11 protein-coding genes are annotated in these 13,519 nt (G+C 36.7%); 8 read left to right on the top strand and 3 right to left on the bottom strand.

Annotated elements, in window-relative coordinates:
- Window positions 1-220: 220 nt before the first annotated feature.
- Window positions 221-1,426 (bottom strand): MFS transporter, encoded by a 1,206-nt coding sequence (locus NST60_RS12590; RefSeq protein WP_101729939.1) that lies wholly within the window; start codon window positions 1,424-1,426, stop codon window positions 221-223.
- Between the two features lie 369 nt (window positions 1,427-1,795).
- Between NST60_RS12590 and NST60_RS12585 the strand changes: the two genes are divergently transcribed.
- The 7 genes from NST60_RS12585 (at window position 1,796) to hxlB (ending at window position 8,889) form a co-directional block, all read left to right on the top strand.
- Entirely contained in the window at window positions 1,796-3,160 is a 1,365-nt protein-coding gene (locus tag NST60_RS12585; protein ID WP_212117760.1) for an MATE family efflux transporter, read from the top strand.
- 293 nt (window positions 3,161-3,453) lie between these two features.
- Window positions 3,454-4,239: a sugar phosphate isomerase/epimerase family protein gene (locus tag NST60_RS12580; protein ID WP_016202619.1), complete on the top strand. Its 786-nt coding sequence runs from the start codon at window positions 3,454-3,456 to the stop codon at window positions 4,237-4,239.
- Window positions 4,226-5,191 (top strand): sugar kinase, encoded by a 966-nt coding sequence (locus tag NST60_RS12575; protein ID WP_016202620.1) that lies wholly within the window; start codon window positions 4,226-4,228, stop codon window positions 5,189-5,191. The genes NST60_RS12580 and NST60_RS12575 overlap by 14 nt, the downstream gene beginning before the upstream one ends.
- A complete protein-coding gene (locus NST60_RS12570) occupies window positions 5,188-6,477 on the top strand; it encodes an MFS transporter (RefSeq protein WP_341098871.1) in 1,290 nt (429 codons plus the stop codon). Before NST60_RS12575 ends, NST60_RS12570 begins: the two co-directional genes overlap by 4 nt.
- A 90-nt stretch (window positions 6,478-6,567) precedes the next feature.
- Window positions 6,568-7,572 (top strand): LacI family DNA-binding transcriptional regulator, encoded by a 1,005-nt coding sequence (locus NST60_RS12565; RefSeq protein ID WP_224427746.1) that lies wholly within the window; start codon window positions 6,568-6,570, stop codon window positions 7,570-7,572.
- 128 nt (window positions 7,573-7,700) lie between these two features.
- Window positions 7,701-8,348: a 3-hexulose-6-phosphate synthase gene (gene hxlA, locus NST60_RS12560; protein WP_224427747.1), complete on the top strand. Its 648-nt coding sequence runs from the start codon at window positions 7,701-7,703 to the stop codon at window positions 8,346-8,348.
- The gene (hxlB, locus tag NST60_RS12555; protein ID WP_016202624.1) at window positions 8,341-8,889 is read left to right on the top strand and encodes a 6-phospho-3-hexuloisomerase; all 549 of its coding nucleotides are present in this window, start codon (window positions 8,341-8,343) and stop codon (window positions 8,887-8,889) included. Before hxlA ends, hxlB begins: the two co-directional genes overlap by 8 nt.
- 121 nt (window positions 8,890-9,010) lie before the next feature.
- Here hxlB and NST60_RS12550 read toward each other — a convergent pair whose 3' ends face one another.
- The gene (locus tag NST60_RS12550; protein WP_224427748.1) at window positions 9,011-9,967 is read right to left on the bottom strand and encodes a LacI family DNA-binding transcriptional regulator; all 957 of its coding nucleotides are present in this window, start codon (window positions 9,965-9,967) and stop codon (window positions 9,011-9,013) included.
- Between the two features lie 272 nt (window positions 9,968-10,239).
- Here NST60_RS12550 and NST60_RS12545 point away from each other — a divergent pair, with 272 nt between their 5' ends.
- Window positions 10,240-12,006, top strand: a complete 1,767-nt coding sequence (locus NST60_RS12545; RefSeq protein ID WP_224427749.1) for a glycoside hydrolase family 13 protein — start codon at window positions 10,240-10,242, stop codon at window positions 12,004-12,006.
- Window positions 12,007-12,491: 485 nt separating this feature from the next.
- On the opposite strand, the gene pgmB is transcribed toward NST60_RS12545, so the two are convergent.
- Complete coding sequence (pgmB, locus tag NST60_RS12540; RefSeq protein ID WP_101729943.1) at window positions 12,492-13,151, bottom strand: beta-phosphoglucomutase; 660 nt, start codon at window positions 13,149-13,151, stop codon at window positions 12,492-12,494.
- Window positions 13,152-13,519 lie beyond the last annotated feature (368 nt).

The following is a 13,519-nucleotide window of genomic DNA, read 5'->3' as shown; positions in this document are numbered from 1 at the left end:
GTTATAATATCACCAATATTCTGAAAATGTAAATAACTATTTTATTTCAGAATATAATAAAACGCTATCATAAATAGCATAATGAAAGGTTTTTTTTCTTTTTTTGAGGGAAATGATTATTATTTAGGTGAAATAAAATCAATTTGAAGGAAAGAATAGATATTCTTTTAATAATTGAAGTTTTGTCAGAATATTTAACAAAAAGAGTGGCGAACCACTCTTAAATGATTTCTATATTCTTTGTTTCTTTTCCAAAAAAGAGAACTACTGCAGCACCAATTAATACAGCAATACAAAAAATAGTAAAAATAGTAGGTATTGATACATTTTGAGCTGTTAAGTAAGGAACTAATAGCGGTCCTAAGATTCCTCCAACTCTTCCAACTGCTGCTGCCATCCCAGCACCTGTTCCACGAACCTTTGTAGAATACTGTTCTGGTGTATAAGCATAAAGAGCACCCCATGCGCCTAAATTAAAGAAGGATAAAAGGATTCCTGCTGTAAGCAGCATTGCTGTACTGTCCGCTACCCCAAACATAAATGCACTTCCGGCTGTCCCAGCTAAAAATAAAACGAGTACAAACTTTCTTCCGGCTTTTTCAATTAGATAGGCTGCCACTGCATAACCTGGTAATTGTGCTAATGTCATGATTAATACATATTCAAAGCTCTTAATCATACTAAAACCTTGCGAAACCATTACACTTGGAAGCCATAAAAACATTCCATAGTAGGAAAATACGACACAGAACCATAGAATCCACAATGTCGCTGTTTGCTTCCGGTTTTCTTTTGACCATACCGCTTGCATACTTTCCTTTATTGTTAACTTCTTCTCTTTTTCCACTTTTAAAAATTTCGGCGAATCAGGTAAATGCAACCGCAAATAAATCGCATAAAAAGCTGGGAGTACACTAATTAAAAGTGCTGCTTGCCAGCCATACTTTGGAATCACAAAATAGGAAATAACAGCTGCTAATAACCACCCAAAAGCCCAAAAACTTTCAAGTAATACAACTACTCTCCCACGTTTTTCCTTTGGCACACTTTCAGAAACAAGTGTGGATGCTACTGGCAATTCTCCACCAAGTCCCATTCCAATAAAGAAACGCAGGATTAAAAAGATAGTTAACGAAGTGGTAAAAGCAGACAGCCCACTACCAATAGAAAATAATAATAACGTAATCATAAACACATGTTTTCTTCCGATTCTATCTGCCATTACTCCAAAGACAAGCGCTCCAACAGCCATTCCTATCGAATTCATGCTGCCAATCCAGCCCATTTCTTTTCCAGTTAATCCCCAATCAACTTGAAGAGCAGTAATAATAAATGAAAGCATTCCAACATCCATCGCATCGAACATCCATCCTAGTCCTGCTATGCCAAGAATCTTTCTTTGTGATATTTCTTTTTTCATTGCTATCCTCCCATTTTTTCCTTATGTTTCCCACTGATCATATATTTATGAAAACTATCTACTATAATAACACTTGTCATGACACTAATCATTACATTTTAACTGTTTTTTAAATGTTTTTTATTATCGAGAAAAACAGTAACAAAATGAACAATCAATGGAACATCGATATTTCGAAGTCTAATTATGGGAAGTTATGAATATTACCTCTAAAAAATCCCAAGAAAAATAACGAAAAAAGCGCAACTATTACTATATTCAAGATTTTTGAAAAGTTTCCTAAAAAATATATTGTTTTTCTCTTTACTTTCTTTTAAATAAGCATAAAATGGTTCTTATGTTTGTTATTTTTAAATGTAAAGGGGAGCTTAACTGTTGAGCGTTTCAACAACTAAAATACAAAATCAGTCTCTTTTTAATATATCTTGGCCATTGTTTATTGAACTTGCTTTACACATGGGAATGGGAGTAACAGCTACTTTAATGCTCAGCCATTATTCAGATGGCGCTGCTGCAGGAGTCGGGGTTGCCAATCAACTTCTTGGAATTTTTATCCTTGTCTTTAATGTTACCTCTATCGCTGCTATGATATTGATTGGACAAAAACTAGGAGCTAATGAGCTTCATAAAGCTAGAAGGTTTGCCCGTTCGGCAGTTGGTCTAAACTTCTGGTTTGGAATGATAATAGCAGCCCTCGTTGTTGTCTTCGGTGAACATTTATTACAACTATTTGATATCCGCGGTGAAGTATTAGAATACGGATTAATATTTGTTCGTATATGTGGTGCGTCCCTCTTCTTAGAATCTCTCTCACTTGCACTTAGCGCTGTATTAAGAAGCCACGGTTTTACAAAAGAATCCATGATTGTTAGTGTTTTGATGAATGTAATCAGCGTATTGGGTTATGCCATTAGTATTCTCGGAATTTTTGGCTTACCTATTACAGGTGTTGTCGGCGTTTCTTGGACGATTGTTATTGCCAGATCATTTGCCGTGCTCGTTTTGCTTTATCTAGTTTACAAGCGAATCGCTTTAACTTTTAAAGTAAAAGATTTTATCAAAGTGAATAAACAGGATATACGGGATATGTTATATATCGGTATTCCTTCTGCTGGGGAGAATTTGTCGTATCAATTTTCTCAATTGATGATTACTGCCATCGTTGCTTCTCTTGGAGATGCTTCCTTAGCAGCAAGGGTTTATATTAGTAATATTTCGATGATCTGTTACTTATTTACTTTAGCAATTGCTGAAGGGACCCAACTCCTTGTTGCCCGCTATATTGGTGGAAAGCAGTTTGATCGTGCGCTAAAACGTGGCATTAAAACACTTAGACTTGCCATGATAGTCTCCTTAATTGCCGCACTGGTGATGGCATTTATCGGTCAGCCAATTTTAGAGCTATTCACGAACAACTACGAAATTATCGCTATTGGATTACCTATTTTGTGGGCAGTTGTCTTTACAGAACCAGGAAGAGCAATGAACATTGTCTTAATGAGTTCCTTAAAGTCTTCTGGAGATGTCCGTTTCCCTGTAATAATCGGTATTATTTCTATGTGGGGAATCGCAGTTACATTGAGCTATGCACTAGGGATTACATTAGGATTAGGTCTACTCGGTATTTGGCTTGCTCAAGGACTAGACGAATGGTTTAGAGGCATATTTGCCTTTAGACGTTGGAAATCAAAGCCTTGGGAGCGAGTGAAAGTTAATCGTTCCATGAAGAGTCATGCATAAAGAAATTTTTTATAAGGTCTATGTAAAAGAGTCTTTTACATAGACCTTTTTTGGTTTGGCTGATAAATTGTGCTTTTCGCGAATATTTTCTTCTTTTTCGCGAATTTCTTAAATGTTTTCGCGAATATCTTTCCTCTTTTCGCGAATAAACCAATAGTTTTCGCAAATTAACCTTCCCCAACTTTTCTCCTAATTATTGAAAAATTTAAATTAAGTATTGAAAAGCGCTTTCATACAACTTACAATACAACTAAACCGGTTTACTAAATCGTTTTATGAGAGGTGATAGTGAAATGTCTGCTATATATATCCCTTTAAATTCCTTTTTTGATAAAAAAATATCCATGAAAGATTTGCTTCAAGCTATTTCGATCGTTGGAAAATCAAAGGCAACAGGAATAGAAATTAGAAGGGAATTAATAAAGGAAGAAGATTTGCTACCTGTCCTGCAAAATATCCAACCTATTCTTCACAAAGCTGACTTATATACCGTTTACTCCGCCCCCATTCCCGTATGGAATAACTTAGGCACTGTAAACGAACAGGCACTTCATACTGTTTTGGAAGAAAGCAACTTTCTCTCTGCCCAATGGGTGAAGCTTCCACTTGGGCATTATGATAAGAAGAAATCAGATCTACAAGCATTAGGGAAAATTCTAAAGAAATACCCTAACGTCTCTTTATTAGTAGAAAACGACCAAACAGTGGAAGGTGGAAAAATACAGCCACTAGCATCTTTTTTTGAAAACGCTTCTATCCTAGGGTTAAAAATACGGATGACGTTTGATATTGGTAATTGGGCTTTCCAACAAGAAGATGCTTATGAAGCTTTTCAAATTTTCCATCCTTATATTTTCTATTTCCATTTAAAGCATGTAGTTAAGCAGGATAATCTTTTTTTTACTGTGCCCTTACCACCTGAACAAACTGCTGATTGGCGAAGGATAGATCAAGGTATCTCAGCATCCATTCCAAGAGCACTGGAGTTTTCCCTCGAGAAATCGATGGAGGAAATTAATAAATATATAGATATTGTTCAATCCAATCAAGGGAGGGAAAATTCGCATGCAATCAATTGATGTTATTACGTTCGGTGAGGCAATGGCCATGTTTATAGCCGATTCTTGTGGTCCATTACATGAGATACAGCATTTTACAATGGAATTGGCGGGGGCAGAAACAAATGTAGCAATTGGTTTAGCTAAATTAGGGTTCGATGCAAGCTTTGTAAGTAAGGTAGGTGCTGATGCCTTTGGGAAATTTATTATCGAAAGACTTCAAAAAAATCATGTTCATGTCGACCAGATCATAACAGATAACCATTTCCCAACAGGATTTCAATTAAAATCTCGTGTAACGCAAGGAGACCCAGAAGTTCAATATTTTCGAAAGGGTTCTGCCGCTAGTCATTTAAGTATTGCAGATTTTGATGAGCAATACTTTCAAAAAGCTAAGCATTTGCATATGACAGGCATCCCATTAGCCCTATCCTCCGACACTAGAGATTTTGCACAACATGCTTTATCCTATTTTAGACGCCATGCTAAAAAAGTCTCTTTTGACCCAAATCTAAGACCGAAGCTCTGGAATTCAGAAAAGGCAATGGTTGATACTATTAACTCCTTCGCTAAACAAGCTAACTACGTTTTACCTGGATTAGAGGAAGGCATAACACTAACCGGTTATAAAACACCTAGTGATATTGCCTCCTACTATTTAGATGCTGGTGTGGAATTAGTAATCATCAAACTTGGCAAACAAGGTGCCTATTTTAAATCACCTAACGAAGAGGGAACAATAAATGGCTACCATGTCGAAAAGGTGATCGATACAGTTGGAGCAGGTGACGGATTTGCAGTAGGTGTTCTTAGTGGTTTATTAGAAGGCCATTCTATCGAGAAGTCTGTACAACGAGGAAATGCTATTGGAGCGTTAGCTGTTCAATCTCTTGGTGACAATACCGGATATCCAGAAAAGCATGAACTGCTTCATTATATAAACAATCAATCTCAAAGGAGTGTAAACATATGAATACCCTTTCTAAAAAAAGATGGATTCGCCTTATCCCGATTGTTTTTATTACCTATAGCTTAGCTTATTTAGACAGAGCAAATTATAGCTTCGGTGCTGCAGGTGGCTTAGCTGAGGATCTAAATATTACTGCCGCTACCTCTTCTCTACTAGGAGCGCTATTTTTCCTAGGATATTTCTTCTTTCAAATTCCAGGCGCCCATTATGCAGAAAATAAAAGTGCTAAAAAATTAATTTTTTGGTCCTTAATTCTTTGGGGCTTATTAGCAACAGCAACAGGACTTATTTCAAACGTAAAAATTTTATTCGTTATACGTTTTAGCCTCGGTGTAGTAGAAAGCGCTGTTATGCCGGCCATGCTAGTATTTTTAAGTCATTGGTTCACAAAAGCAGAACGTTCGCGCGCGAATACATTCTTAATACTCGGAAATCCAGCAACGGTTTTATGGATGAGTATCGTTTCAGGCTATATTTTGGAATCGCTCGGTTGGAGATGGATGTTTATTTTAGAAGGTTTACCTGCCGTTATCTGGGCATTTTTATGGTGGAAACTAGTGAATGATCATCCAAAAGATGCAAAATGGCTGAACAAAGAGGAAAAAGCAGCACTTAACAAAGCATTATTAGAAGAACAAAAGGAACTTAAGCCTGTTAAAGATTATAAAGAAGCTTTTAAATCTAAGACTGTTATCCTGCTTAGTCTTCAATATGCCCTTTGGAGCATAGGTGTCTATGGCTTTGTGATGTGGCTGCCAACGATTATTAACTCAGCGCCAAATGCAAGCATTGTAACAACTGGCTGGCTGGCATCTATTCCTTATCTATTAGCCTGTATTCTTATGTTAACGATTTCTTACTTCTCTGATAAATATCAAAATCGTAAACTATTCGTCTATCCGTTTCTTTTAATTGGAGCAATTTGCTTCTATGGTTCTTATTTAATTGGAACAAGTAATTTCTGGTTATCCTTTATTCTCCTTTCTATCGCAGGGGGAGCAATGTATGCACCATATGGTCCGTTCTTTGCTATTATTCCTGAAATACTTCCTAGAAATGTCTCTGGTGGTGCAATGGCATTGATAAACAGTATGGGAGCATTAGGTTCTTTTGCCGGAGCTTACATTGTTGGTTATTTAAATGATTTAACAGGTGGTTTTGGAGCTTCCTATAATTTCATGGCAATCTCCTTATTATTGTCGGCTATTTTAACTATCATTGCGACGAAAAATGAAAAGCCTATGATTAAAAATAAATCTAAATTAACACATCGACCACTACACGACTAATTTTAAGCGTTTTCCTCTTTCCCTTTCCATGTAAGGATAGATTGTTTTATACTAGAAAAGAATCTATTAAAGTGTGAGAGAGGAAAACAAATGGCGAAAGTAACCATGGCAGATGTGGCAAAATATGCTGGTGTTTCCAAAAGCACCGTTTCCCAATATATCAATAAACGATATGAGTACATGGGTGAAGACACAAGGAAAAAAATTAAGGGTGCAATAGAAGAACTAGGCTACCATCCAAATTATATTGCTCGCAGCCTTAAACAAAAGAAAACATCCATGATTGGAATTATTGTTGCAGATATTGTACACCGTTTTTCTACGGAAATTTGCCGTTCCATTGAAGATTATTGCTTTGAGCATGACTATCAAGCGATTATCTGTAATGCTGATAATAATCCTACGAAGGAAAAAACATATATAGAAACGTTACGTGCGAAGCAGGTAGATGGGCTTATTATTTTTCCAACAGGGCAAAACATTGATGTTTACGCAAAAATGATCGAGGAAGACTATCCAGTTGTATTTATGGATAGAGAGATTCCTGAAATAGACGCTCCTTTTATCCTTTCAACGAATGTCGAATCTAGCTTTCAAGCTGTCAAATTGTTTTTGGAAAATGGACACACAAATATTGCTATTTTGACACAGCCATTAACCATTTCAACAAGAAAAGAAAGAATTGAAGGATATAAGAAAGCGTTGCAAGCATTCTCGATAGACATATGTAATGACTATATCATTAGTTCTGAAATAGCAAATGTGAAGACAGAATTAAGCCAACTTTTTGAGAAAGAGAATCCACCGACGGCTATTTTAGCAGGGAATGATTTAGTGTTTTTAGAGACATTAGCCTTTTTACAGGAAAATCAACTTCGCGTTCCTGAAGATGTTTCTCTGATTGTTTTTGATAATTTTCCTTTTGCTCACCTTTCCAATCCCCCAATGACTATGATTGCACAGCCTGCTTTTGAAATGGGAAGAAAGGCTACGGAGATACTTTTAAAGCAAATTAATAAGGATCATTATGAAGCAAAAAAAATTATTTATCCATGTGAATTGATTGTTAGACAATCCTCGATAAAGAAGCTTTAAAGATCTTCGGGAATTGGTGAAGCGTTCCTTCTAGAATAGAACAACGCTTCTTAGACAATCCTCGCTTTATTATTTTTTTGATTTTTAATAAACCGGTTTAGTAATAAAAGAAAAGGCTGTGAATACAAATGAACATTCAATTAGCTTTAGATCGATTAACTATTCCTGAAGCAATACGATTAACACGTTCAGTAGAGTCTGATATTGATTGGATTGAAGTTGGAACCTCTCTCATCAAAGAGTTTGGAATGGATAGTGTTCGAGAAATGAAAAATGCATTTCCTCATAAAACAATCCTTGCTGACACGAAAACAATCGATAATGCGAAATATGAAGCAGAGATTAGTTTCACTGCTGGTGCAGATATTATTACCGTCATGGGAACGGCTCCATTAATAACCATTGAAACTTGTATGGAAATGGCTAGAAAATATAAAAAGAGAGTAATGATTGATTTCTTAAACACTTCTAGGGAGCAGCAGGAATCTCTTCTTGCGATAGAGGGGGCTATTTTTTGCCTGCATATAAGCAAGGATGAACAAGAATTGATGGGAGAAAGGGCATGGAAAAACAATCAAACTGCAGCGGGCTATTTAACAGCTAAGCACACAATTGCCGCAGCAGGAGGAATAACACTAGATTCTTTGCCACAGCTTCTAGCTAGCGGAATCGATATAGCCATTATTGGCTCGGCCATCACGAAAGCTGATAATCCATCGAATGTAGCAAAACAGTTTAGAAAACTAGCAAAAGGAGGCGCTTTTATCAATGAGTAAGCTTACTACTATTCAACGAGAAATCCAAGCTGTGTTAGCTCAGGTTGATGAACACCTATTAGTCGATACAGCAGCACTAATTAGAGAAAAACAAAGAATTTTTGTGGTTGGAGAAGGAAGATCCGGCCTAATGGCCAAATCCTTTGCAATGAGATTGATGCATTTGGGAGCAACTGTTTATGTAGTTGGAGAGACCATTACACCTTCCATTTCTCATGAGGATATCTTAGTCGCTATCTCTGGTTCTGGTAAGACAAAATCTGTTATATGGACAGCTGAAACAGCCAATAAACTAGGTTGCAGTGTTTTAGCTCTAACTACCGACCTTAACTCTCCACTTGTGCAAGCAGCAACTCATACAATCTGTATTCCCGCAAGCACAAAATATCGTAAGGCAACTGAGATGAAATCTATACAACCCTTGGGCTCCTTATTTGATCAATGTGCTCATCTTGTATTTGATACCATTTGTCTTAACTTTGCAGAATTAAATGAGATTGGATTCGAGGAAGCCTTTAAGCGGCATAGCAATATGGAATGATAACTTATTTTTCACGTTGGTAATTGGCATTTTTATAGAAAAGGCAAAACTTTATACCTTATCCCCCATAGATGAAAATAAGAAAGACTACAGCTCATTTTGTAGTCTTTCTTATTTTCATCTAGGTATCTAATATAGTCGATTCTCGAATAATCAACTTCGGCTCAAAAATATGTTTTCCTTGATTTTTATTTCTTTCATTAATTTTCTTCAGGAGCATGCGTGCACACGCCTCCCCCATTTCCATTAGTGGCTGCTTGATTGTTGTAATTTTAGGTGAGGAAATTCTATCTAAAAAGACGCCGTCAAATCCAGTTACGACATAATCTTCTGGCACACTTTTTCCTGTTTTCTGTATCGCACGAATTACGCCTGTCGCAATACGATCAGAAGCACATACAAATCCAAATTTGCCATCGTTCTTTGATAAGAATTCAGAAACCATAGCTTCAGCTGCTCTTGAACTATTTTTTACTCTTATAATTTTGCCTTCTAAATCATCTTCAGAAATCGCATCTAGGTAACCAGCCTCACGAAGCTGTCCAAAGGGCTCGTCCTCATCAATCCCCATAAAAATAAGCTGTTTATATCCTAAGTCTAAAATATGTTTAGTCGTTACATATGCTCCCTTTTTGTTGTCTACATCAACGAAATCATATCCATGCAAATTCTCTCCAAATAAGACAACTGGAATCGTTAATTTCTCAATAAATGAATAGTCTGACTCCCGCATCCCTGTAACAATAATTCCATCACATTTACCTATATTAAGAGATGTCCTTGTCACTAACTGCAAAGAATAATGGTTCTTGTCCAACTCTCGGCTCATTCCAGTTAGTAAATTCATATAATACGGTTCAACGGTATCCATTTCTTCTAAGATCAACAACTTAATCACTTGTGTTCGATTATTAACCAATGCCCTTGCCGCATAATTAGGAACATAACTCAATTCCTCCATTGCTTTATATACAAGCTGCTTTAACTCATCTGTAACTTGCTCTGGATGATTTAACACTCTTGACACTGTCATTTTTGAGACATTTGCTTTCTTTGCCACATCTGAAAGTGTTGCCAATGGAACTCCCCCAGTATAAATTTAAATTTCTCTGTCCATATGATTACTAAATTATTGAAAGCATGCTAATTAATATCTTCATTTATTCTACAACAAAAATTCACCATCATCATAATTCTAAACTTTTTTATAAATATGCTTGATAAATAACAGAAATGGGTTGATAATAGAAGGGTGCAAACGTTTTCCTTTTATCTTTTTATATTATAATAGTTTTTCGTTAGATACTCAACTTTTAATAATGCAAACGATTGCGTAGAAAGGGAGATTTTATGTTAAAAGAAGCGATTTATCATCGACCTGGCAATAATTTTTCTTATATTTATAAAGACGATACGGTACACATCCGCCTCCAGACAAAAAAAGCGGATATTGACTCTGTTCACCTCCTTTTTGGTGACCCTTACATTTTTGTAAATCAAGCATGGCAATACAAAAAAGCTCCCATGAAAAAAAGTGGAAGCACGGAACTTTATGATTATTGGTTTATCGAAATAAAGCCTGAATACCGACGTTTACGTTATGGATTTGAGCTCTCATCTAAAGAGGAAACACTTATCTATACAGAAAAAGGATTTTATGAAGCAATTCCAACAGACGATACTGCCTATTATTTTTGTGTACCCTTTGTGCATAAAGAAGATTCTTTTCATGCTCCCGACTGGGTGAGAGATACGATATGGTATCAAATTTTCCCGGAACGTTTTGCTAACGGGGACCCAGCACTTAATCCTGCCGATACGCAAGAATGGGGTAGTACAGAGCCAACACCTACAAATTTCTTTGGCGGCGATTTTCAAGGTGTTATTGATCATGTAGACCATCTAGTGGATTTAGGAGTTAATGGTGTTTATTTTACACCAATATTTAAAGCTTACTCCAATCATAAATATGACACAATCGACTATATGGAAATCGATCCCCAGTTTGGAGATAAACAGACGTTTCAAAAAATGATAGATGTTCTTCATGATAATGGCATTCGGATTATGCTAGATGCTGTGTTTAATCATAGTGGCTATTTCTTCCCTCAATGGCAAGATGTCATGGAGAAGGGAGAAGAATCTATTTATAAAGATTGGTTCCATATTCGTGAATTTCCCATACAAACAGCACCAATTCCAAACTATGATACTTTTGCCTTTACCCCTTTTATGCCAAAGCTAAACACAAGTCACCCAGAAGTAAAAGAATATTTACTTGAGGTAGGTCGCTATTGGGTTAGAGAATTTGGTATTGATGGCTGGAGATTAGATGTAGCAAATGAAGTCGATCACCATTTCTGGAGAGATTTTCGAACAGAAGTAAAAGCATTAAATCCTGATGTATATATTCTCGGCGAAATATGGCATGATTCCATGCCATGGCTGCAAGGGGACCAGTTTGATGCCGTAATGAATTATCCATTTACAACTGGTGCTGTCAATTTCTTTGCTAAAGATTCGATTACTTCTACCGCCTTTAAGCATACGATTACCAATGTGCTTCACATGTACCCAAATAGTGTTAATGAAGTATCTTTTAATCTATTGGACAGTCATGATACTCCGCGTATCTTGACGCTTGCAAATGATCGAAAAGATAAAGCAAAACTATTATATTTATTCCTTTTATCTTTTACTGGAACACCTTGTATCTATTATGGGGATGAGGTAGGAATGAATGGCACACAAGATCCAGGCTGTAGAAAATGTATGGTGTGGGATAAAGACAAACAGGATCTTGATTTATTTGCCCATATTCAAAAATTAATTACTCTTCGTAAGAGTCATCCAGCATTTGGAAATAAAGGTTCATTTACCTTTATAGAAGCAGATAGCAATATTGTTATGTACCAAAAAACGTACAAAGAAGAGCATATTATCTTCTCGATTAACAATACGGATGAAGAGCAAACTTTTACCATTCCAGTACAGGATATCGACAATAAAAATGTTTACGATCTGTATCATGATAAAGAAATCATTTGGAGTCTAGAAAAAGAATTAACCTTAGCTCCTGGTGCGTTTTCCATATTGCAATTTAAGACTTCCCATTAATTTTGGTGTTTATATTTAAGTTATTCAGAATGCGAGACTTTGAGTTATTTCTTAAGGTACTCGCTTTTTTTGGTGTATTGGGATTGGATGGGACCTTATGGAAGTAAATTGCTATTTGCTTCTTCTGTTTGGATGATGACGGGCGTTTATTTGATGCATGAACGCCACTCTACTCTCTTTTCTCTTCAACTTCGGCTTTCATCCAGCTTATGAACACCATCTTCCTCTCTTTCCTTTTCAACTTCGGCTTTCATCCAGCTTATGAACACCATCTTCCTCTCTTTCCTTTTCAACTTCGGCTTTCATCCAGCTTATGAGCACCATCTTCCTCTCTTTCCTTTCCAACTTCGGCTTTCCTCTAGCTTATGAACACCATCTTTCTCTCTTTCCCCTCTCTTATATAAACGTACTTTCCCTCCTCACTCAGACAGTCCTGAAATAAAAAAAGAATGAAGCAAATTTTCCACTCCATTCCCTTTCCTCTTCTATTCCCCTAACTTCTCTCTCAAACGTTCAAGGGTAATCTCTGTTGTACTTCCGACTTGCCAATCTGCTAACTTCATTCGGTCTGGGGTGCCAACACCTATCGCAAACATATTTGCCCCTTTTATTGCTTGTATGCCTGCCTCTGCGTCTTCCACTCCAATACATTCATTCACTTGTAGTTGCAACTGCGCTGCTGCTTTTACAAAGATTTCAGGATCAGGCTTCCCTTTTTTCAATTTCCCAGGATCTACGATTGTATCAAATAAAGTCGTTACTTCTAATCGATCTAATATTACAGGCCCATTTTTACTTGCAGATGCGAGACCAAGTTTTAACCCAGCTTCCTTGCATTCCAGCAAGAAATCTTTTATCCCAGGTAATAAGTCGTTAGGCGTTATTTCTTTAATTAGTTCTTGATAGTAAATATTTTTATCGTGCGCCAGCTCTTCGACTTGCGCTTCGGAAAATTGCCCGCGAATTCCGCCATGGTCCAATATTTTATATAAAGAGTCCATTCGACTAACACCTTTTAATTCTTCATTAAACTCGCGATCAAAAGGAACGCCAATTGCCTCAGCAGTTTTCTTCCACGCTAAATAATGATATTCTGCTGTGTCTGTAATAACTCCGTCTAAATCAAAAATAATTCCTTTTAACATATTAATCCCTCCCTAGATAAAGTGAAACTTCCATCAGTGGGGGTTTACCTTCCTCCCCCACTGATGTTTAGTTGAACCAATCGGACGTTTACGGACAGTTGATCTCCCACCTAGCTTCCTCGTATTCTCATAAGCTTGAGGCGGGAGTCTTACTGTCCGTTAAGAGTGGGGTAAAAAAGAGCCCTGCTTCTATAATTCTGATGCTTTTTCCCCTAGCATTAGAATGATAATCAATCAGTGGCTCCTTTCTTCCTAACTATCTATTTCTTAGGCTATTCTAAAAGATTGTTATCTTTGCGATAGATAAAATCTTATTAGATAGAAATACGGAGCAGCCTGAATACACGTAGGCTCCTATGGGAATAGTT

The organism is Niallia sp. FSL W8-1348 (assembly GCF_038006745.1).
Lineage (GTDB): Bacteria > Bacillota > Bacilli > Bacillales > Cytobacillaceae > Niallia > Niallia alba.
This window is presented reverse-complemented; position numbering and strand designations above follow the sequence as displayed.